This window comes from Citrobacter rodentium NBRC 105723 = DSM 16636 (genome assembly GCF_021278985.1).
Lineage (GTDB): Bacteria > Pseudomonadota > Gammaproteobacteria > Enterobacterales > Enterobacteriaceae > Citrobacter_A > Citrobacter_A rodentium.
In genome coordinates, this window is sequence record NZ_CP082833.1 from 149,610 (window position 1) to 171,962 (window position 22,353).

General features: G+C 56.9%; 19 protein-coding genes and 1 riboswitch. Of the genes, 12 read left to right on the plus strand and 7 right to left on the minus strand.

Features of this window, described 5'->3' with window-relative positions; all coding sequences use genetic code 11:
* Positions 1 to 197: 197 nt before the first annotated feature.
* From ilvN to leuO, 3 genes are all read right to left on the minus strand, one after another.
* The gene (gene ilvN / locus K7R23_RS00655) at positions 198 to 689 is read right to left on the minus strand and encodes an acetolactate synthase small subunit (protein WP_012904470.1); all 492 of its coding nucleotides are present in this window, start codon (positions 687 to 689) and stop codon (positions 198 to 200) included.
* Between the two features lie 2 nt (positions 690 to 691).
* Positions 692 to 2,416, minus strand: coding sequence for an acetolactate synthase 3 large subunit (gene ilvI / locus K7R23_RS00660; protein WP_012904469.1), 1,725 nt, complete (start codon positions 2,414 to 2,416; stop codon positions 692 to 694).
* A gap of 326 nt (positions 2,417 to 2,742) precedes the next feature.
* Complete coding sequence (leuO, locus tag K7R23_RS00665; protein ID WP_012904468.1) at positions 2,743 to 3,693, minus strand: transcriptional regulator LeuO; 951 nt, start codon at positions 3,691 to 3,693, stop codon at positions 2,743 to 2,745.
* Positions 3,694 to 4,350: 657 nt separating this feature from the next.
* On the opposite strand from leuO, the gene leuL reads away from it, so the two are divergent.
* From leuL to leuD, 5 genes are all read left to right on the plus strand, one after another.
* The gene (gene leuL / locus K7R23_RS25865; protein WP_012904467.1) at positions 4,351 to 4,437 is read left to right on the plus strand and encodes a leu operon leader peptide; all 87 of its coding nucleotides are present in this window, start codon (positions 4,351 to 4,353) and stop codon (positions 4,435 to 4,437) included.
* 90 nt (positions 4,438 to 4,527) lie between these two features.
* Entirely contained in the window at positions 4,528 to 6,099 is a 1,572-nt protein-coding gene (gene leuA / locus K7R23_RS00670) for a 2-isopropylmalate synthase (protein WP_012904466.1), read from the plus strand.
* On the plus strand, positions 6,099 to 7,190 hold the full coding sequence (gene leuB, locus K7R23_RS00675) for a 3-isopropylmalate dehydrogenase (protein ID WP_012904465.1): 1,092 nt from the start codon (positions 6,099 to 6,101) through the stop codon (positions 7,188 to 7,190). The genes leuA and leuB overlap by 1 nt, the downstream gene beginning before the upstream one ends.
* Before the next feature lie 2 nt (positions 7,191 to 7,192).
* A complete protein-coding gene (gene leuC / locus K7R23_RS00680) occupies positions 7,193 to 8,593 on the plus strand; it encodes a 3-isopropylmalate dehydratase large subunit (protein ID WP_012904464.1) in 1,401 nt (466 codons plus the stop codon).
* A gap of 10 nt (positions 8,594 to 8,603) precedes the next feature.
* Entirely contained in the window at positions 8,604 to 9,209 is a 606-nt protein-coding gene (leuD, locus tag K7R23_RS00685; protein ID WP_012904463.1) for a 3-isopropylmalate dehydratase small subunit, read from the plus strand.
* A 117-nt stretch (positions 9,210 to 9,326) separates the two neighbouring features.
* On the opposite strand, the gene K7R23_RS00690 is transcribed toward leuD, so the two are convergent.
* Both K7R23_RS00690 and sgrT read right to left on the minus strand, forming a co-directional pair.
* Positions 9,327 to 10,505, minus strand: coding sequence for a sugar efflux transporter (locus tag K7R23_RS00690; protein ID WP_012904462.1), 1,179 nt, complete (start codon positions 10,503 to 10,505; stop codon positions 9,327 to 9,329).
* Between the two features lie 121 nt (positions 10,506 to 10,626).
* Complete coding sequence (sgrT, locus tag K7R23_RS00695) at positions 10,627 to 10,749, minus strand: glucose uptake inhibitor SgrT (RefSeq protein WP_024132462.1); 123 nt, start codon at positions 10,747 to 10,749, stop codon at positions 10,627 to 10,629.
* Between the two features lie 93 nt (positions 10,750 to 10,842).
* Between sgrT and sgrR the strand changes: the two genes are divergently transcribed.
* The 4 genes from sgrR (at position 10,843) to thiQ (ending at position 15,948) form a co-directional block, all read left to right on the plus strand.
* On the plus strand, positions 10,843 to 12,498 hold the full coding sequence (gene sgrR, locus K7R23_RS00700) for an HTH-type transcriptional regulator SgrR (RefSeq protein WP_012904461.1): 1,656 nt from the start codon (positions 10,843 to 10,845) through the stop codon (positions 12,496 to 12,498).
* A gap of 33 nt (positions 12,499 to 12,531) precedes the next feature.
* A riboswitch (TPP riboswitch) is annotated at positions 12,532 to 12,653 on the plus strand.
* Between the two features lie 31 nt (positions 12,654 to 12,684).
* Positions 12,685 to 13,668 (plus strand): thiamine ABC transporter substrate binding subunit, encoded by a 984-nt coding sequence (gene thiB, locus K7R23_RS00705; RefSeq protein ID WP_024132461.1) that lies wholly within the window; start codon positions 12,685 to 12,687, stop codon positions 13,666 to 13,668.
* Positions 13,644 to 15,254, plus strand: a complete 1,611-nt coding sequence (thiP, locus tag K7R23_RS00710) for a thiamine/thiamine pyrophosphate ABC transporter permease ThiP (protein WP_012904459.1) — start codon at positions 13,644 to 13,646, stop codon at positions 15,252 to 15,254. The genes thiB and thiP overlap by 25 nt, the downstream gene beginning before the upstream one ends.
* Complete coding sequence (gene thiQ, locus K7R23_RS00715; protein WP_012904458.1) at positions 15,238 to 15,948, plus strand: thiamine ABC transporter ATP-binding protein ThiQ; 711 nt, start codon at positions 15,238 to 15,240, stop codon at positions 15,946 to 15,948. The genes thiP and thiQ overlap by 17 nt, the downstream gene beginning before the upstream one ends.
* A gap of 184 nt (positions 15,949 to 16,132) precedes the next feature.
* Here the strand turns inward: thiQ and K7R23_RS00720 are convergent, their stop codons facing one another.
* Positions 16,133 to 16,900, minus strand: a complete 768-nt coding sequence (locus tag K7R23_RS00720) for a DedA family protein (RefSeq protein WP_012904457.1) — start codon at positions 16,898 to 16,900, stop codon at positions 16,133 to 16,135.
* An 85-nt stretch (positions 16,901 to 16,985) separates the two neighbouring features.
* Entirely contained in the window at positions 16,986 to 17,864 is an 879-nt protein-coding gene (gene araC / locus K7R23_RS00725) for an arabinose operon transcriptional regulator AraC (RefSeq protein ID WP_012904456.1), read from the minus strand.
* Between the two features lie 338 nt (positions 17,865 to 18,202).
* Here araC and araB point away from each other — a divergent pair, with 338 nt between their 5' ends.
* The 3 genes from araB (at position 18,203) to araD (ending at position 22,346) form a co-directional block, all read left to right on the plus strand.
* Positions 18,203 to 19,912, plus strand: coding sequence for a ribulokinase (gene araB, locus K7R23_RS00730; RefSeq protein ID WP_012904455.1), 1,710 nt, complete (start codon positions 18,203 to 18,205; stop codon positions 19,910 to 19,912).
* 10 nt (positions 19,913 to 19,922) lie between these two features.
* Positions 19,923 to 21,425 (plus strand): L-arabinose isomerase, encoded by a 1,503-nt coding sequence (gene araA, locus K7R23_RS00735; RefSeq protein ID WP_012904454.1) that lies wholly within the window; start codon positions 19,923 to 19,925, stop codon positions 21,423 to 21,425.
* Between the two features lie 225 nt (positions 21,426 to 21,650).
* Positions 21,651 to 22,346 (plus strand): L-ribulose-5-phosphate 4-epimerase, encoded by a 696-nt coding sequence (gene araD, locus K7R23_RS00740; protein ID WP_012904453.1) that lies wholly within the window; start codon positions 21,651 to 21,653, stop codon positions 22,344 to 22,346.
* Positions 22,347 to 22,353 lie beyond the last annotated feature (7 nt).

Genomic DNA, 22,353 nt, shown 5'->3' on the forward strand with positions numbered 1-22,353 from the left:
ATTAACATTCAAGCGCAGAATAGTGACTGCGGCAACCGCTTTTGTTGTGGGTTATCGCTGAATTCGCAAAAAAAAGCCCAACCGACAGGTTTGGGCTGGGTGCGGAAGATGTCCGTTGGCCGGATTTGCGTTAGCGCCATCCGGCATTGTGCGATTGCCTGATGGCGACAACGCTGACGCGACATCAGGCCTGCGTATTAGCGCATGATTTTATCGCCGCGCGAAAGTCCCACCACGCCGGAACGGGCCACTTCGACAATTTTGGCAACCTCACGCAGCGTTGCCAGAAACGCGTCGAGCTTATCGCTGGTGCCCGCCAACTGCACGGTATAGAGGGAGGGAGTGACGTCGATAATCTGTCCGCGAAAGATTTCCGTATTGCGCTTCACTTCCTCACGGCCATAGCCGCTGGCCTGAATTTTGACCAGCATGATCTCCCGTTCAACGTGCGCCCCCTGCCCCAGCTCGCTGACCCGCAGCACGTCCACCAGCTTATGCAGCTGCTTTTCAATTTGCTCCAGCACCTTCTCATCGCCCACCGTCTGGATGGTCATGCGGGAAAGCGTCGGATCGTCCGTCGGCGCAACGGTCAGGCTCTCAATGTTATATCCGCGCTGGGCAAAAAGGCCGATGACGCGCGACAGCGCGCCGGACTCGTTCTCCAGCAGTACTGATAATATCCGGCGCATAATCAGGTTCTCTCCGTTTTGCTTAACCACATTTCGTCCATCCCGCCGCCGCGAATCTGCATCGGATAAACGTGTTCGCTGCCGTCGACGGTAACGTCGACAAAGACCAGACGTCCGCTTTGCACCTGCGCCAGCGCCTCGCTTAGCTGCCCCTCCAGCTCATCAGGACGCGCGATGCGGATGCCGACGTGCCCGTATGCTTCGGCAAGGCGAACGAAATCGGGAAGCGACTGCATATAAGACTGAGAGTGGCGACCGGAGTAAATCATGTCCTGCCACTGTTTCACCATTCCCAGATAACGGTTGTTGAGGTTCAGCACCAGCACCGGCAGTTCATACTGAAGCGCCGTCGACAGCTCCTGAATGTTCATCTGAATGCTGCCGTCGCCGGTGACGCAAACAACGGTTTCATCCGGCAGCGCCATTTTCACCCCAAGCGCCGCAGGCAGACCGAAGCCCATCGTACCGAGGCCGCCGGAGTTGATCCAGCGGCGCGGCTTGTCGAAAGGATAATAGAGGGCGGCGAACATCTGATGCTGGCCGACATCCGAAGTGACAAACGCGTCGCCTTTGGTCAGTCGCCAGAGGGTTTCAATCACCGCCTGCGGTTTGATGCTTTCGCTTTGGGCGTCATATTTCAGGCACTGGCGGGCGCGCCAGCGCTCAATCTGTTGCCACCAGTCGCGGATATCATCCAGCGGCTGCGCCGCGGTCTCCTGCGACAGCAGTTCCAGCATCTGCTCCAGCACCTGCCGGGCATCGCCGACGATAGGAATATCGGCGGCAACCGTCTTGGAGATGGATGTCGGGTCGATATCAATATGCAATACCGTCGCATTCGGGCAATACTTCGCCAGATTGTTGGTGGTGCGATCGTCAAAACGCACCCCGACGGCGAAAATGACATCGGAATGATGCATGGTCATGTTGGCTTCATAGGTACCGTGCATACCCAGCATCCCCAGCGCCTGGCGGTGCGTGGCCGGGAAAGCGCCCAGTCCCATCAGCGAGGAGACCACCGGCAGGTTGAGCGTTTCAATAAGCTGTTGCAGTTGCGTATGACAGCCCGCCGTTATCGCCCCGCCGCCCACATATGCCACCGGATTTTTCGCCGACAGCAGCGTTTGCAGCGCACGCTTAATCTGTCCTTTATGGCCCGCCGTGGTGGGGTTATAAGAGCGCATACTCACCGACTCCGGCCAAGTATATGGAAGCTTCTTAGCCGGATTCAGGATGTCTTTCGGTAAATCGACCACCACCGGCCCCGGACGACCGCTCGCCGCCAGCCAGAAGGCTTTCTTGAGCACCTGCGGAATATCTTCCGTCTGTTTTACAAGGAAGCTGTGCTTCACCACCGGGCGGGAGATCCCCACCATATCGCACTCCTGAAAGGCGTCGTAGCCGATCAGCGAGGTTGCAACCTGGCCGGAAAGAATAACTAAAGGAATCGAATCCATATAGGCGGTGGCGATGCCGGTAATCGCATTGGTGGCGCCAGGGCCAGAAGTCACCAGTACAACGCCTACTTCGCCCGTCGCGCGCGCCAGACCATCGGCCATATGCACGGCAGCCTGTTCATGCCGGACAAGGACGTGATCGATACCGCCCACCGTATGCAACGCATCGTAAATATCGAGGACTGCGCCCCCGGGATAACCGAATACCTGCTTAACGCCCTGATCGATGAGCGATCGGACGACCATCTCGGCTCCAGACAACATCTCCATGGCCTGCCTCACTAAATGACGAATAACGTATGTTATTAGGTACAAAACACATTAACCGCTCGTTCATGCTCAGGCAATTGGCCGCAAGAAACGCAAACAGGGTGAATTAAGCATAAATGAGAGGAAATCGGTAGAGAAATGGCGCATTACACTAATTTTGCGTCACGCTATGACAAATCATCGCTAATAAATCAGGACATAAAGAGAATCATCAATTTTTTCACTATCGAACAGAAATCCCCGGACACCATTTCAGCACAAAATTTTACCCAAACAGGTAAATAAAGAATAAGCCGGAGATGGCATCCGGCTTATTTCATTAACGGTCAGCGCTTGCAAACAGAAGCTAAAAGTTCTTCCATCCATTGATGTCCCTTGTCTCTGCCCGCCGCTTCATGCCAGGAAAGATAGCAGGCGCGGCTGTTCAGTTTTAACGGCAACGGCAATATCTGTAGATCAAGAGTGCTGGCAAACTCTTCCGCCAGCCAGCGCGGTGCGATGGCGACCAGCTGCGTTTGCGACACCACATTAAGAACGCTAATTAATGCCATTCCCTGGTAAGCGACGCAGCATTGCTTGTCCGGGGTATCATACCAGGGCTGGCTGAACGAAGCGAAGCGGTCAAGAGAGACGACGGCGTGCTGTTCATTATATACATCGCTTTCCAGCAGCGGACCGTTAATACGCGGGTGTTTACGGCTGGCGACCAGCACCATTTCATCTTTAAACAACGAAATGCTGGTGAACTCAGGGCGACGAAACTCTTCATAGCTAATGACGAATTCTGTTTCCTGATAACGTAATTGATGCTCGGTATTTTTATTTAATGAAGATTTAAAAACAACCTGAATATTGGGTGCAATCTGCTCAACCCGATTATAAATCTTCGAGGTCAGAATATTATCCAGCGGACTACAGACGCAAAGATTAAACACACGTTCGCTACTGGCGGGTTCAAAACCGGAGCCCGGCAATTCATTCTGCACTAATTGCAGCGCCTGACGAACGGAGCCGAATAGCTGGAAGGCGCGCGCAGTGGGTTGTATTCCACGGCCATAGCGCACAAACAGTTCATCATTGAACATAACCTTAAGACGCGCCACCGCATTGCTTACCGCAGGCTGCGACATCCCCAGCGCGTGCGCGGCGCGGGTAATATTTTGTTCCTGCATAACTGCATCAAATACAGTTAGTAGGTTAAGATCAACCATACGGAGCTGCGGCTTCTCCACATCTGCAAGTGGCGAATCTGGTTTATCAACTTTCACTTCTGGCATACTTAACTCCACTGTCACGCTTAACTCCCTTTTCTTGCCGAAATATAGAGAAATAATCTCAGAAAATATGATTTATCATGTATATAAAATAAGAAAAAGGGTAGAGATTAAAATTCAGAAAACATAAAGGCGCAGAAACAAAATACCAATAAAAAACACCAGAGCGATGTGGCATTCTTTACAGCACGGTAAATTACTAACTTTCAGTGTCGTAAGTAATATAAACATAACCAGGACAAATAGACAATCATACATTTTATGAATAATACTTTAAGTATTAATTAAATGTTTATATTGCTTAATGTAAATATCTTAACTTTAGCTTATCAATAGCACAATTTTAGAAAACATAAAATAATTCATACGCGTTATAAATACATTAAAATCATAGAGATACAAGATATATTTCATCTCTGCTCTGTACAATTTTTGTTATAATGATTGATAAAAAATATGCTTAAGTATGACAAATGATGAAAACTGTAAACGCCATTCCGCTGTTTCATCTGCAATTACGGGTAAATTTCAGCACAATTAGCTAAAGTCACTGACGCATTTACTTCCCTCGGGCGCGCTGTTTTTTGCGGATGGGGTTGACATCGGTCTGCGTATCCAGTACCACTAAAAGCATATCGCATTCGCCTGGAGTTGAACTTAATGATCCGTATTACCCGCTTCAACGGTCTACTACTACTAAACGCATTTTCGGTGCGCGGTAGACTGGTGAACGGCATTCAGCATTAAGTCGACGACAGTCAGATAAAAAAACCCGCGCCGCTGCGCGGGTTTTTTTATGCCCGAAGCAAGGCGCTCTAAAGACAAAGGACCTAAACCATGAGCCAGCAAGTCATTATTTTCGATACCACTTTACGCGACGGGGAACAGGCGTTACAGGCAAGCCTGAGTGTGAAAGAAAAACTGCAGATTGCGCTGGCCCTTGAGCGTATGGGCGTCGACGTTATGGAGGTCGGCTTTCCGGTTTCGTCGCCGGGCGACTTTGAGTCGGTGCAGACCATCGCCCGCCAGGTTAAAAACAGCCGGGTGTGTGCCTTAGCCCGCTGCGTGGAAAACGATATCGACGTTGCGGCAGAGTCGCTGAAAGACGCCGACGCCTTCCGAATTCATACCTTTATCGCCACCTCGCCCATGCACATCGCCACCAAATTACGCAGCACGCTGGATGAAGTTATCGAACGCGCCATCTATATGGTTAAGCGTGCGCGTAATTACACCGATGACGTGGAGTTCTCATGCGAAGACGCCGGGCGTACCCCTATCGCCGACCTGGCGCGGGTGGTCGAAGCGGCGATAAATGCCGGTGCGAAAACCATCAATATCCCCGATACCGTCGGTTACACCATGCCGTTCGAATTTGGCGGAATCATTTCCGGCCTGTATGAACGAGTACCGAATATCGATAAAGCCATCATCTCTGTCCACACCCACGACGATTTAGGGCTGGGCGTGGGCAATGCTTTAGCGGCGGTCCACGCAGGCGCGCGCCAGGTGGAAGGGGCAATGAACGGCATCGGCGAACGCGCCGGTAACTGCTCGCTGGAAGAGGTGATCATGGCGATTAAAGTCCGCCAGGATATTCTGAACGTGCAGACGCGCATCAATCACCAGGAAATCTGGCGCACCAGCCAGCTGGTCAGCCAGATCTGCAACATGCCGATTCCGGCGAACAAAGCGATTGTCGGCAGCGGCGCCTTCGCCCACTCCTCCGGCATCCACCAGGACGGCGTGCTGAAAAACCGGGAAAACTACGAAATCATGACGCCGGAATCCATCGGCCTGAATCAGGTACAGCTGAACCTGACGTCCCGTTCCGGACGCGCGGCGGTGAAACACCGCATGGACGAGATGGGTTATAAAGAAAGCGAATACAATCTGGACGACCTGTACGACGCCTTCCTGAAGCTGGCGGATAAAAAAGGCCAGGTGTTCGATTACGATCTGGAAGCGCTGGCGTTTATTAATAAACAGCAGGAAGAACCCGAGCATTTCCGTCTGGATTATTTCAGCGTGCAGTCCGGCTCTAATGCTATCGCGACCGCCTCGGTCAAACTGGCCTGCGGTGATGAGGTGAAAGCGGAAGCGGCGAACGGCAACGGCCCGGTGGATGCCATTTATCAGGCTATCAACCGTATCACCGACTACGATATCGAGCTGGTGAAATACAGCCTCTCCGCCAAAGGGCACGGTAAGGATGCGCTGGGCCAGGTGGATATTGTCGCGAACTATAACGGCCGCCGCTTCCACGGCGTCGGCCTGGCCACAGACATTGTTGAGTCATCCGCCAAAGCGATGGTGCATGTGCTGAACAATATCTGGCGCGCCGCAGAAGTTGAGAAAGAGTTGCAGCGTAAAGCGCAGAACAACGAGAAAAACAAGGAAACCGTGTGATGTCGAAGAATTACCATATTGCTGTTTTGCCGGGCGACGGGATTGGTCCGGAAGTGATGGAGCAAGCCCTGAAGGTCATGGAAGCGGTGCGCAATCGCTTTGATATGCGCATTACCACCAGCCGCTACGATGTGGGCGGCGCGGCTATCGACAATCACGGCGAGCCGCTGCCGAAGGCGACCGTCGAAGGCTGCGAACAGGCCGACGCGGTGCTGTTCGGCTCAGTGGGCGGCCCGAAATGGGAGCATCTGCCGCCAGACCAGCAGCCTGAGCGCGGCGCGCTGCTGCCGCTGCGTAAGCACTTCAAATTATTCAGCAACCTGCGTCCGGCGAAACTGTATCAGGGCCTGGAAGCGTTCTGCCCGCTGCGCGCCGACATCGCTGCCAGCGGCTTCGACATCCTCTGCGTGCGCGAACTGACCGGCGGCATCTACTTCGGCCAGCCGAAAGGCCGCGAAGGTAGCGGACAGTATGAAAAGGCGTATGACACCGAGGTGTATCACCGTTTTGAAATCGAACGTATCGCGCGCATCGCCTTTGAGTCGGCGCGTAAGCGCCGCCGTAAAGTCACCTCCATCGACAAAGCAAACGTACTGCAAACCTCGATTCTGTGGCGCGAGATCGTCAATGAGGTCGCCAAAGCCTATCCGGACGTTGAGCTGGCGCATATGTACATTGATAACGCCACCATGCAGCTGATCAAAGATCCGTCGCAATTTGACGTCCTGCTGTGCTCCAACCTGTTTGGCGACATTCTGTCAGACGAGTGCGCGATGATCACCGGTTCGATGGGGATGCTGCCCTCCGCCAGCCTCAACGAGCAGGGCTTCGGCCTGTATGAACCGGCTGGCGGTTCCGCGCCGGATATCGCCGGAAAAAATATCGCCAACCCGATTGCGCAAATTTTGTCGCTGGCGCTGCTGCTGCGCTATAGCCTCGATGCCGATGAAGCGGCATCCGCTATTGAGCGCGCCGTTAACCGCGCATTAGAAGAAGGCATCCGCACCGGTGATTTAGCCCGTGGCGCGGCCGCTGTCGGTACCGATGAAATGGGCGACATCATTGCCCGCTATGTCGCAGAAGGGGTGTAATCATGGCGAAAACGTTATACGAAAAGTTGTTTGATGCGCACGTGGTGTACGAGGCGCAGAATGAAACCCCGCTGCTGTATATCGACCGCCATCTGGTGCATGAAGTGACCTCTCCACAGGCGTTCGACGGCCTGCGCGCCCACGGTCGCCCGGTTCGTCAGCCGGGTAAAACCTTCGCCACGATGGATCATAACGTCTCGACGCAGACCAAAGATATCAATGCCTCCGGCGAGATGGCGCGTATCCAGATGCAGGAACTGATCAAAAACTGTAAAGAGTTCGGCGTTGAGCTGTACGATCTGAACCACCCGTATCAGGGCATCGTTCACGTAATGGGACCGGAACAGGGCGTCACCCTGCCGGGCATGACCATCGTCTGCGGCGACTCGCATACCGCCACCCACGGCGCGTTTGGCGCATTAGCGTTTGGTATCGGCACTTCGGAAGTGGAGCATGTGCTGGCGACCCAGACCCTGAAGCAGGGTCGCGCCAGAACCATGAAGATCGAAGTTAACGGCACCGCCGCGCCGGGCATTACGGCAAAAGATATCGTGCTGGCGATCATCGGTAAAACCGGCAGCGCCGGCGGCACCGGCCACGTCGTGGAGTTCTGCGGCGAGGCGATCCGCGCCCTGAGCATGGAAGGTCGAATGACCTTGTGCAACATGGCGATTGAGATGGGCGCCAAAGCGGGCTTAGTGGCCCCGGATGAAACCACCTTCAACTATGTGAAAGGTCGCCTGCACGCGCCGAAAGGCAAAGATTTTGACGATGCGGTTGCGTACTGGAAAACACTGCAAACCGATCCTGACGCCCGCTTCGACACGGTCGTCACCTTACAGGCGGAAGAGATCGCGCCGCAGGTCACCTGGGGCACCAATCCGGGACAGGTCATTTCTGTGGCCGACAACATCCCCGATCCGGCCTCCTTTACCGATCCGGTTGAACGGGCAAGCGCTGAAAAAGCGCTGGCCTATATGGGGCTGAAGCCGGGCGTACCGTTAACCGAAGTGGCGATTGATAAAGTGTTTATCGGCTCCTGCACCAACTCGCGCATTGAAGATTTGCGCGCCGCCGCCGAAGTGGCGAAAGGACGCAAAGTAGCCCCGGGCGTGCAGGCGCTGGTGGTGCCCGGCTCCGGACCAGTGAAGGCGCAGGCGGAAGCGGAAGGTCTGGATAAGATCTTCATTGAAGCCGGTTTCGAATGGCGTCTGCCGGGGTGCTCGATGTGCCTGGCGATGAACAACGATCGCCTGAATCCAGGTGAACGCTGCGCGTCTACCAGCAACCGCAACTTTGAAGGCCGTCAGGGCCGCGGCGGGCGTACCCATCTGGTCAGTCCGGCAATGGCCGCCGCTGCCGCCGTTACCGGCCATTTCGCCGACATTCGCAGCATTAAATAAGGAGACCACCATGGCAGAGAAATTTACCCAACACACCGGCCTGGTTGTCCCGCTGGATGCCGCCAACGTCGATACTGACGCCATTATCCCGAAGCAGTTTTTGCAGAAGGTTACCCGTACCGGTTTCGGCGCACACCTGTTCAACGACTGGCGTTTTCTCGACGATAAAGGCGAACAGCCAAATCCGGAATTCGTATTGAACTTCCCGGAATATCAGGGCGCCTCTATTCTGCTGGCGCGGGAAAACTTCGGCTGCGGTTCGTCTCGCGAACACGCGCCGTGGGCGCTGACCGACTATGGCTTCAAAGTGGTGATTGCCCCGAGCTTCGCCGACATCTTCTACGGCAACAGCTTTAACAACCAGCTGCTGCCGGTCAAGCTGAGTGATGAAGAGGTCGATGAGCTGTTTAAACTGGTGCAGGCGAATCCGGGGATTCAGTTTGAAGTCGATCTGGAAGCGCAGGTGATTAAAGCAGGCGAGAAAACGTACAGCTTCAGCATTGATGCCTTCCGCCGCCACTGTATGCTGAACGGCCTGGACAGCATCGGCCTGACGTTACAGCACGAAGCGGCGATTGCCGCTTACGAGGAGAAACAGCCGGCGTTTATGCGCTGATGTTCAGAATGCCGGATGGCGACGCGTAAGCGTCTTATCCGGCCTGCAGCTTGTACCCCGTAGGCTTGATAAGCGAAGCGCCATCAGGCGAAATATGCCGGATACCCTCCGGCTTTTTTATACATCCTTTACCCGTCCGGTCATTACCAGCGCCACCAGCGAGATCGCCGCAATCACCCAGTAAACGGCAAAATGCCCGTAGCTCTGCGCAACCGCCCCCTGAATCACGCCAGCGAGAATCACGCCGGTCGAAATACTGTTGGTGAACAGCGTGGTCGCCGATCCCGCCCTGCCCGGCATCAGATCCTGAAACCAGAGCATCCCGATCCCGGCGATAATCCCGATGAACACCGCATTGAACAGTTGCAGGATCAGCAGCGCGGAATGGCTGTGAAAGAAAATCAGCCCAGCATAGAACAGTACGCCCGCGGCCACCGCGGCAACCATCATTCGCCGCTTGCCGAAGCGTTTGACATAAAATCCCGCCACAATCATCGTCGGGATCTCCAGCCCTGCCGCGGTGCCCATCAGGATCCCGGCAAGCTTATCCGGCAGCCCCAGCTCAGCGCTAATCCACAGCGGCATATCAATGATGTACATGGTATTGCAGGTCCACATCAGCGTGGAGGCGATAAACAGCATCCGGACGTTTTTATCCTGCCAGCCGCTGACACGGGTGACCGGCACGTCGGCCGGTTGTTCGACCCGCGCCACCGACGGCAGGGTAAAAGCGATCAAAAGTAAGCTCAGGACAAAAATCACGGCGGCGATAGAAAACATCACCGTGAAGCCGTAATTCAGCGCCAGCATAAACGCCAGCGGCGGGCCGATCACCCAGGCCAGCGACAGCTGCGCGCGCATTACCGAGCTGAACATGACCACTTCACGCGCCGAGCTGTCGGCATACTCCCTCGCCAGCGCAAACAGCTGCGGCATCGCGGTGTTCGCCAGCGACGCCAGCAGTACGCCGCAGGTAATCAGCGTCAGGTAGTGACGGTTAAACGCGAACAGCAAGGCGTTGCCGATGGCCATCAGGCAGCAGAACATAATCAGCTTACGCCGGTCGCCCTGACTGTCGGAGCGTTTTGCCAGCGCGAGGCTCACGCCGATCCCGGCGATGGCGTTAACGGTATAAAACAGCCCGACCCAGAACGGCTGCGCCCCCACTTCACGGCTAAGAAACAGGCTGAGCGTCGGCGCCTGCAGCGCGCCCGCGATACCCATCATAAATGCGACCAGCATAAATGCCGCGTAAACACCGTTGAGACGTCGTCCCATCGTCATGATCCAGAGCATAAGAAATCCCTTGCGCGCAGCCAATACGAAAAAAGCCAGCAGATAATACCTGCTGGCGCGGTGAATCGAGGCTATAGCCTGCACCAATACTCAGTCACACATGATGTCTGCCTATCCGGAGTCAGGTTTTCACCTCCCACTGCATCAGTTCTTCCAGTATTTTTAAGCGCTGCGGCGCGCTCAGGCAAGCCAACCAGGACAATCTTTCTGTCGCGGTAAAATATTTCAGATAGAACTGGCGCATTGATCACCCCTTCATTGTGCTTCATCGGAAGTTATTATTGGCCTAATATAGGGATAATAAAATGGCTGAGTTTTCCGCAGGAGTTCCCCTTTTATGTCCTCAGGCCGCTTGCAACAACAGTTCATCCGTTTATGGCAGTGCTGCGACGGTAAAACACAGGACACGACCCTGAATGAGCTGGCGGAATTGCTGAACTGCTCCCGTCGCCATATGCGCACGCTGCTCAATACCATGCAGGCGCGCGGCTGGCTGACGTGGGAAGCGGAGGTCGGGCGCGGCAAGCGATCGCGCCTGACCTTCCTGTATACCGGGCTGGCGCTCCAGCAGCAGCGTGCGGAAGATCTGCTGGAACAGGATCGGATCGATCAGCTGGTACAGCTGGTGGGCGACAAGACGGCGGTACGCCAGATGCTGATTTCGCATCTTGGACGCAGCTTTCGCCAGGGCCGTCACATCCTGCGCGTCCTCTATTATCGTCCTCTGCAAAACCTGCTGCCGGGCACGGCGCTGCGGCGTTCGGAGACGCATATCGCCCGGCAAATCTTCAGCGCCCTGACCCGCGTAAATGAGGAAAATGGGGAACTGGAAGCCGATATCGCCCATCACTGGCAGCAAATTTCCCCTTTGCACTGGCGCTTTTTTCTGCGTCCGGGGATTCACTTTCATCACGGGCGCGAGCTGGAGATGGAGGACGTTATCGCTTCGCTGAGGCGCATTAACGATCTGCCGCTCTATTCGCATATCGCGCACATCGTCTCGCCGACGCCGTGGACGCTGGATATTCATCTCTCACAGCCCGACCGCTGGCTTCCGCTGCTGCTGGCGCAGGTTCCGGCGATGATACTGCCGCGCGAATGGGAAACGCTGAACAACTTCGCCAGCCAGCCGATCGGCACCGGCCCCTATGCGGTAATGCGTAATACGCGTAACCAGTTAAAAATCCATGCTTTTGAGGATTTTTTTGGCTATCGGGCTCTGATCGATGAAGTTAACGTCTGGGTGCTGCCGGATATCTGCGACGAGCGAACCGGCGCCCTGACGCTGAAAGGGCCGACTGACGATGAAAAGGCGATTGAGAGTCGACTGGAAGAAGGCTGTTACTATCTGCTGTTCGACGCCCGTACCCATCGCGGCGCAAATCAGGCGGTCAGAGAGTGGGTCAGCCGCATTCTGTCGCCGAGTAATCTACTCTACTATGCTAACGAGCACTACCAGCGCCACTGGTTTCCCGCCTATGGCCTGTTGCCCCGCTGGCATCACGCCCGTCCGGGCCACGGCGAAAAGCCCGCCGGGCTGGAAACCCTCACCCTGACCTTCTACCGCGATCATATTGAGCACCAGATTATCGCGCGGATCATGAGCAAATTGCTGGCGGAACATCAGGTGAAGCTGGACATTCAGGAGATCGACTACGATCGCTGGCACGCCGGAGATGTTGAAAGCGATATCTGGCTGAACAGCGCCAACTTCACCCTGCCGCTCGATTTCTCGCTGTTCGCCTACCTGTGCGAAGTTCCGCTGCTGCAACACTGTATTCCGCTGGACTGGCAGGCGGACGCCGCCCGCTGGCGTACCGGCGAGATGAATCTGGCGGCGTGGTGCCAGCAGCTACTCGCCAGTAAAGCGATCGTCCCGTTGATCCACCACTGGCTGATCATTGAGGGACAGCGCAGTATGCGCGGGCTGCGCATGAATACCCTCGGCTGGTTCGACTTTAAATCGGCATGGTTTGCGCCGCCGGACCCGTGATTGCTGCTTAGCAACAAAATCATTACACTAACGCCGTCCTCAACGGGGTGCTAATAAACATGTCTTTCTCCTTTGCAGAAAGGTATGGGCTGAGAACATACCCGTCGAACCTGATCCGGATAACGCCGGCGAAGGGATTTGAGACCGCTTCTCAAGTCCTTTGCCACCCACATTATGAGGTGCAAAGTGTTAAAAAAATGCCTTTCCCTGCTGCTCCTGTGCGCAGTGCCCGTTTTCGCCAAACCCGTGCTCACCGTTTACACCTACGACTCCTTCGCCGCCGACTGGGGCCCCGGCCCGGCGGTCAAAAAAGCGTTCGAGGCTGACTGCGATTGCGAACTGAAATACGTGGCGCTGGAAGATGGCGTTTCACTGCTCAACCGTCTGCGGATGGAAGGGAAAAACAGCAAAGCTGACGTGGTGCTGGGGCTGGACAACAATCTGCTGGAGGCCGCGACGCAGACCGGGCTGTTTGCCAAAACGCCTATCCACACCGACGCCGTAAACGTCCCCTTCAACTGGAATAACGATACTTTTATCCCCTACGACTACGGCTGGTTCGCCTTCGTCTATGATAAAACGAAGCTGAAAAATCCGCCCAGCAGCCTTAAAGAGCTGGTAGAAAGCCCGCAAAAGTGGCGCGTTATCTATGAGGATCCGCGCACCAGTACGCCGGGCCTGGGGCTGATGCTGTGGATGAAAAAGGTGTATGGCGATAAAGCACCTGAAGCCTGGCAAAAACTGGCGGCGAAAACGGTGACCGTTACGAAAGGCTGGAGCGAAGCCTATGGCCTGTTCCTGAAAGGGGAAGGCGATCTGGTGCTGAGCTATACCACCTCTCCGGCGTATCACCTCATCGAAGAGAAAAAAGAGCAGTACGCGGCGGCGAATTTCAGCGAAGGGCACTATGTGCAGGTGGAAGTGGCGGCGCGCACCGTAGCCAGCAAGCAGCCTGAACTGGCGAGCAGATTCCTGCGCTTTATTCTCAAGCCCGCGTTCCAGAAGACGATTCCGACCGGCAACTGGATGTATCCGGTCACCGCTACCCCGTTGCCCGCCGGTTTCGAACAGTTGACCAAACCCACCACCACGCTGCAATTTACGTCGGCGGAAGTCGCGGCCCAGCGTCAGGCCTGGATTAGCGAATGGCAACGCGCCGTCAGCCGTTAATTCCCGGCTGGCTGCTTCCCGGACTCACCGCCGCCGCGCTGATGACAGCGGTGGCGCTGGCGGCGTTTCTGGCGCTGTGGCTCAACGCGCCGCAGGGGGAATGGCGGTCGCTCTGGCAGGACGACTACCTGTGGCACGTGGTGCGCTTCTCCTTCTGGCAGGCGTTTTTATCCGCCCTGCTGTCGGTCGTACCGGCGATTTTCCTCGCCCGCGCCCTCTACCGCCGCCGCTTTCCTGGTCGCCTGGCGCTGCTGCGCCTGTGCGCCATGACTCTGATCCTGCCGGTGCTGGTGGCGGTGTTTGGCATTCTCAGCGTTTATGGTCGTCAGGGCTGGCTGGCTTCGCTCTGGCAGGCTTTTGGCCTGGAATGGACCTTCTCTCCTTATGGTTTACAGGGCATCCTGCTGGCCCACGTCTTTTTTAATCTGCCGATGGCCACGCGTCTGCTGTTACAGTCGCTGGAAAACATCCCCGGCGAACAGCGCCAGCTTGCTGCACAGCTTGGGATCCGCGGCTGGCATTTTTTCCGCTTTGTCGAATGGCCGTGGCTGCGCCGCCAGATCCCGCCGGTCGCCGCGCTGATTTTTATGCTCTGTTTCGCCAGCTTTGCGACCGTGCTGTCGCTGGGCGGCGGACCGCAGGCGACCACCATTGAGCTGGCGATTTATCAGGCGCTGAGCTACGACTACGATCCGGCGCGCGCGGCGATGCTGGCGCTGATCCAGATGATCTGCTGCCTGGCGCTGGTGCTGCTGAGCCAGCGTTTAAGTAAAGCCATTGCCCCCGGCGCCACGCTGATTCAGGGCTGGCGCGACCCGGACGATCGTCCGCACAGTCGCATCACCGACGCGCTGCTTATCGTCTTCGCGTTACTGCTGTTGCTGCCGCCGCTACTGGCGGTGATCGCGGACGGTCTCAACCGTCATCTGCCGGAGGTTCTCGCCCAGCCGATACTGTGGCAGGCAATATGGACTTCGCTGCGTATTGCGCTGGCCGCGGGTCTGCTATGCGTGGCGCTGACCATGATGCTGCTGTGGAGCAGCCGCGAACTGCGCGCCCGCCAGCGTCTGCTGGCAGGACAAACGCTGGAGCTGAGCGGGATGCTGATCCTCGCGATGCCGGGCATCGTGCTGGCGACCGGCTTCTTTTTGCTGCTTAATAACAGCACTGGCCTGCCGGAATCGGCTGACGGCATTGTGCTCTTCACCAATGCGCTGATGGCTATCCCCTACGCCCTGAAGGTGCTGGAAAATCCGATGCGCGACATTACCTCCCGCTATTCCATGCTCTGCCAGTCGCTGGGAATTGAAGGCTGGCAGCGGCTGAAGGTGGTGGAGCTGCGGGCGCTAAAACGCCCGCTGGCGCAGGCGCTGGCCTTTGCCTGCGTCCTGTCCATTGGCGACTTCGGCGTGGTGGCGCTGTTCGGTAATGACAATTTCCGTACCTTGCCGTTTTATCTGTATCAACAAATCGGCTCCTACCGCAGCCAGGACGGCGCGGTAACCGCGCTGTTGCTGCTGTTGCTCTGTTTCCTGCTGTTTACCGTTATCGAGAAATTACCGGGGCGAAATGTTAAAACTGACTGATATCACCTGGCTTTACCATCATCTGCCGATGCGCTTTACGCTGGCGGTGGAGCGCGGAGAACAGGTGGCGATCCTGGGACCGAGCGGCGCCGGAAAAAGCACTTTGCTGAATCTGATTGCCGGTTTTCTTACCCCTGCCCGCGGCACGCTGTTTATTGCAGGCGCGGATCATACCGCCACGCCCCCCTCCCGCCGCCCGGTGTCGATGCTGTTTCAGGAAAACAACCTGTTCAGCCATCTGAACGTCGCGCAGAACATCGGTCTGGGACTGGACCCGGGGCTGAAACTGAGCGCCGCGCAGCGCGACAAGCGCCAGCGCATTGCGCAGCAGATGGGAATCGACGGTCTGATGGATCGCCTGCCCGGCGAGCTTTCCGGCGGTCAGCGGCAGCGCGTCGCGCTGGCGCGCTGTCTGGTGCGCGAGCAGCCGGTGCTGCTGCTTGACGAGCCGTTTTCCGCCCTCGACCCGGCCCTGCGCCAGGAGATGCTGACGCTGGTCAGCGATATCTGCCGCAACCAGCAGTTAACGATGCTGATGGTTTCACACAGCGTGGAAGATGCCGCCCGCATTGCGCGCCGTTCGGTGGTGGTGGCCGACGGGCGAATTGCCTGGCAGGGAGAAACGCAGGAGTTATTAAGCGGCAGAGCCAGCGCCTCAGCGCTGCTGGGAATAAAAGGTCATACGGTTCTGTGAATGGCTATCCTGCCGGGGGCGCTTCGCTTGCCCGTCCTGCACAAAGGGATATTTCCTGACGTAGGCCGGATAAGGCGTAGCCGCCATCCGGCGCATTGCCGGGGGCGCTTCGCTTGCCCGGCCTACGCAAAGGGATATTTCCCTATACAGGCCAGATAAGACGTAGCCGCCATCCGGCAAAATATCAGACGCCCACGACCTTCAGCAGAATATCAACGTACACTGGCATCAGCGGGTGACGAATCAACAGCACCAGCGCAACAACTCCCAGCGCCAGCACGCCAGGCGCCAGCCAGAGCAGGCGGGCTTTCGGCAGATACTGACTAAGACGATCCGTTCCCGCTTTACCGCTGCGCCACAGACGCCAGCACAGCCAGCCGCCAAGCCAGAGCACTATCGCCGTCGCCAGCAGCAGCCATTTAAATTCACCGCTTTGCATACCGGGCGGAATATCAATCGCCGCACCGGCCAGAATCCCCGGCAGGAAATAAAACGGCGGCCACAGCAGGCAGCCGATAATATTTGGCGTAATGAACTTAGCGACCGGCAGATCGAGCATTCCCGCCACCATCGGCACCAGCGGACGCGTCGGCCCGACAAACCGCCCGACCAGAATAGTGAACATACTGTGCTGATGCAGCGCATGTTCAGTTTTATCCAGCAGCGCTTTATGCTTTTTCAGGAACGACCAGCGATGCAGCGGCTTTTTAAAGCGCCAGCCCAGCCAGAAGGAGATCCAGTCGCCCAGCAGACAACCGATAATCCCCGCCAGCCACGCGTGCCAGAAGTTGAGTTCCCCGCTGCCAATCAGCGCCCCCAGTCCGGCCATCAATACGGTGCCCGGTAAAATCAGACCGACCAGCGCCAGCGATTCCAGAAAAGCCACCAGCACCACAGCTATCAAAGCATACATGGCGGACTGCAGAATGAAGTGTTCCAGAAATGCTTGCATAGTTCGTCCGTCAGTTTTACGAAACAGGGATTCTGCTGACCCGACGCGGCTTCGTCAAGCTACCCGTCATCTGAATAGTTACAGCTTATGACACCTTCACTGACACATCATTCACTTTTTCTTCACAGCCAGCGCGGAACTCGCTCGGGCTGGCCCCGGTACATTTTTTAAACACCCGCGAGAAATAGAGCTGGTCATCAAATCCCACGTTGCGCCCGACGGTGGCTATCGGCATACGGGTGGTGCTGAGCAGTAGTTTTGCCTGGCTGATGCGCTGATCCTCGCGCCAGCTTAAAACGCTGATCCCCAGCTGCTGGCGAAACAGGTGCGAGAGACGCGATGGCGACAGGCAGACGTGCTGGGCGACGCTGGCAATATCAAAATGGCTGTCCGCCAGATGGTCGCTAATGTACTGACAGGCGTCGCGCACGCGGCTGTCCATCGGCGGATGCAGCGACGCGTTAATCGCCTCCATCCGGCGCAGCAGAAGCTGCTCCAGCAGGTTGATCGCCAGCAGTTCGGAGTAACGCCCTTCCCCCTGACCGGCGCTGATGATCTGGCCGAAAAGCTCGTTAAAGTGCGGCTGGAGCGCCTCGTCAGGACGGAAAAAGCCGGTCTGGGCAAAGATGGACGGCCAGGCCAGCCACTCCTGCCAGTAGGCGCGCGGGCGGAAGTAAACCCACTGGTGATACCACTGGCTGGCCTCCGGATGGCGGCCATAGTGGTGAATCTCCCCCGGCGGGAATAACAAAATGTCGCCCGGACGGCAGACAAACTGTCTGCCCTGGTTGTTGATCACCCCTTCGCCGCGGATAGTCAGGTTCAGAATATACCCCTTCATTCCCAGCGGACGATCGATAAAGAAATCGAGATACCCGTTCGCGTCGATAGGCGTTAAACCTGCCACCAGATGCGCATTAAACGAGTAGCCAGGCAGCAGGGGATCATTTTGCGGTTCAGCCATAAATTCATCACTCCTGACGTTCAGTGAGGAAACAAATTGTCCATATTGTACAGGGGCGCGTTATCTGCGCCCTGACGCGCCGCCGCGATTTGCCTTGCGGACCATCAACCCCGCTTCCTGAAAGCATTTTGTACAAAGACGCGCAGACAGGGCGACAAAAACGGGTAACAAAAGTGTCTATAACAACGGCAGAAATGTCCACATTGAATATTTGCACGGCGTCACACTTTGCGATGCCATAGCATTTTAGTCCATAAGATTAGCGGATCCTGCCTGACGGTTTTTATCCCCACTCACTACTGTTTCTCCATACCCGTATTTCTGGATGGAGTGAAACGATGGCGATAGCAATTGGCCTCGATTTTGGCAGTGATTCAGTGCGCGCTCTGGCTGTGGATTGCGCCACCGGCGACGAAGTCGCGACCAGCGTGGAATGGTATCCGCGCTGGCAGGAAGGACGTTACTGTGACGGTCCGAATAATCAGTTCCGCCATCATCCGCGCGACTACATTGAGTCGATGGAAGCGGCGCTGAAAAGCGTTCTGGCGGCGCTAAGCGCCGCACAGCGCGCGGAGGTTGTCGGCATTGGCGTCGACAGCACCGGCTCCACGCCAGCGCCGATTGACGCAGACGGCAACGTACTCGCCTTACGTCCGGAGTTCGCTGACAACCCGAACGCGATGTTCGTGCTGTGGAAAGACCACACCGCAGTGGAGGAAGCCGAAGCCATTACCCGCCTGTGCCATACGCCGGGTAAGGTCGACTACTCCCGCTACATCGGCGGCATTTACTCCAGCGAATGGTTCTGGGCGAAAATCCTTCATGTTACCCGCCAGGACAGCGCTGTCGCCCAGGCTGCCGTCTCCTGGATTGAGCTGTGCGACTGGGTGCCCGCCCTGCTTTCCGGCACTACCCGTCCGCAGGAGATTCGCCGCGGTCGTTGCAGCGCCGGGCATAAATCGCTGTGGCATGAGAGCTGGGGCGGTCTGCCTCCCGCCAGCTTCTTTGATGAGTTAGATCCCATCATTAACCAGCATTTGGCGTATCCGCTGTTTACGGAAACCTTCACCGCCGATCTGCCGGTTGGCACGCTGTGCGCCGACTGGGCGCAGCGCCTCGGTCTGCCGCAGAGCGTGGTGATTTCCGGCGGCGCGTTTGACTGCCATATGGGCGCCGTGGGCGCGGGCGCGCAGCCGAACGCGCTGGTAAAAGTGATTGGCACCTCGACCTGCGACATTCTGATTGCCGACAGGCAGAGCGTCGGCGAACGCGCGGTAAAAGGCATCTGCGGCCAAGTCGACGGTAGCGTGGTGCCGGGCTTTATCGGCCTTGAGGCCGGGCAGTCCGCCTTTGGCGATATCTACGCCTGGTTTGGCCGCGTTCTCGGCTGGCCGCTTGAACAACTCGCCGCCCAGCATCCGGAGCTGAAAACGCAGATCCAGGCCAGCCAGAAACAGCTTCTCCCGGCCTTAACCGAAGCGTGGGCGAAAAATCCGTCGCTGGATCATCTGCCGGTGGTGCTCGACTGGTTTAACGGCCGCCGCACTCCCAACGCCAACCAGCGCCTGAAAGGGGTAATTACCGATCTCAACCTCGCCACCGACGCGCCGGCGCTGTTTGGCGGACTGATTGCCGCGACCGCCTTTGGCGCGCGCGCCATCATGGAGTGCTTTACCGAACAGGGCATCGCCGTGAACAACGTGATGGCGCTCGGCGGCATCGCGCGTAAAAACAAGGTCATTATGCAGGCCTGCTGCGATGTGCTGAATCGCCCGCTGCAAATCGTCGCCTCCGATCAGTGCTGCGCGCTGGGAGCGGCAATTTTCGCCGCCGTGGCGGCCAGAGTGCATACCGATATCCCAGCCGCCCAGCAAAAAATGGCCAGCGCCGTGGAAAACACGCTGCAACCCAGCGCTGAACAGGCGCAGCGTTTCGAACAGCTTTATCGCCGCTACCAGCAGTGGGCGGTAAGCGCCGAGCAACATTATCTTCCGACTGCCGCCCCGGTCATTAACGCACCGGCTGACCAGGCAATCCTGACTCACTAAGGACACGACAATGACTATTTTTGATAACTATGAAGTGTGGTTTGTAATCGGCAGCCAGCATTTGTACGGCCCGGAGACGCTGCGTCAGGTCACTCAGCATGCCGAGCACGTGGTTAAGGCGCTGAATGCGGAAGCGAAGCTGCCGTGTAAGCTGGTGCTGAAACCGCTGGGCACCACGCCGGATGAGATTACCGCCATTTGCCGTGACGCCAACTATGACGATCGCTGCGCGGGTCTGGTGGTGTGGCTGCATACCTTCTCACCGGCCAAAATGTGGATCAACGGGCTGACCACGCTCAACAAGCCTCTGCTGCAGTTCCACACCCAGTTCAATGCCGCTCTGCCGTGGGACAGCATCGATATGGACTTTATGAACCTCAACCAGACCGCGCACGGTGGCCGCGAGTTCGGCTTTATCGGCGCGCGTATGCGTCAACAGCACGCGGTGGTCACCGGCCACTGGCAGGACAAACAGGCGCAGGCGCGCATTGGTTCCTGGATGCGCCATGCGGTATCGAAACAGGATACCCGCCATCTGAAAGTGTGCCGTTTCGGCGATAACATGCGTGAAGTGGCGGTCACCGACGGCGATAAGGTCGCCGCACAGATCAAGTTCGGCTTCTCGGTGAATACCTGGGCGGTGGGCGATCTGGTACAGGTGGTTAATTCCATCAGCGACGGCGATATCAACGCGCTGATCGACGAGTATGAAAGCAGCTACACCCTGACGCCTGCCACGCAGATCCACGGCGAAAAACGACAAAACGTGCTGGAAGCAGCGCGCATCGAGCTGGGTATGAAGCGCTTCCTGGAACAGGGCGGCTTCCATGCTTTCACCACCACATTTGAAGATTTGCACGGCCTGAAACAGCTTCCTGGACTGGCCGTACAGCGTCTGATGCAGCAGGGCTACGGCTTTGCGGGCGAAGGCGACTGGAAAACCGCCGCTCTGCTTCGCATCATGAAGGTGATGTCAACCGGTCTGCAGGGCGGCACCTCATTTATGGAGGATTACACCTACCACTTCGAGAAGGGCAATGACTTAGTGCTCGGCTCGCATATGCTGGAAGTGTGTCCGACTATCGCAGTGGAAGAGAAACCGATCCTCGACGTCCAGCACCTCGGCATTGGGGGTAAAGACGACCCTGCGCGCCTGATCTTCAACACCCAAACCGGTCCGGCGATCGTCGCCAGCCTGATCGACCTCGGCGATCGCTATCGTCTGCTGGTCAACTGCATCGACACGGTGAAAACGCCGCACTCGCTGCCGAAACTGCCGGTCGCCAACGCGCTGTGGAAAGCGCAGCCGGATCTGCCGACCGCGTCCGAAGCGTGGATCCTCGCCGGCGGCGCGCACCATACCGTCTTCAGCCATGCGCTGGATCTGAACGATATGCGCCAGTTCGCTGAAATGCACGATATCGAAATCGCCGTGATTGATAACGATACCCGCCTGCCCGCCTTCAAAGACGCGCTGCGCTGGAACGAAGTGTATTACGGTTTTAAACGTTAATTGGGTTATTGCCTGATGGCGCTTCGCTTATCAGGCCTACCCATAGACGTAGGCCGAATAAGCCATCAGGCAAGGAAACAACGATCCTGTAGGCCGGATAAGCGAAGCGCCATCCGGCGGGGAGACAACGATCCTGTAGGCCGGATAAGCGAAGCGCCATCCGGCAGGGAAACAACGATCCTGTAGGCCGGATAAGCGGAGCGCCATCCGGCGGGGGAGACAACTATGTTAGAAGATTTGAAACGCCAGGTGCTGGAGGCCAATCTGGCTTTGCCGCAGCATAACCTGGTCACGCTCACCTGGGGCAACGTCAGCGCCGTCGATCGCGAGCGTGGTGTTTTTGTTATCAAGCCTTCCGGCGTCGATTACAGCGTGATGAGCGCGGAAGATATGGTGGTGGTCAGCATCGCCACGGGCGAAGTGGTTGAAGGCACGAAGAAACCCTCATCGGACACGCCGACCCATCGTTTGCTGTATCAGGCGTTCCCGACGATTGGCGGCATCGTACATACCCATTCGCGCCATGCGACGATCTGGGCGCAGGCCGGGCAGTCAATTCCGGCGACGGGCACCACCCACGCCGACTATTTTTACGGCGCTATCCCCTGCACCCGCAAAATGACCGATGCGGAAATCAACGGCGAATATGAATGGGAAACGGGCAATGTGATTGTCGAAACCTTTGAAAAACAGGGAATTGACGCGGCACACATGCCTGGCGTTCTGGTGCATTCCCACGGTCCTTTCGCCTGGGGTAAAAACGCCGAAGATGCGGTGCATAACGCTATTGTGTTAGAAGAAGTCGCTTATATGGGCATTTTTTGTCGCCAGCTCGCGCCGCAGCTACCGGAAATGCAGCAAACCCTGCTGGATAAGCATTATCTGCGTAAACACGGCGCGAAGGCTTACTACGGACAATAAATGCAAA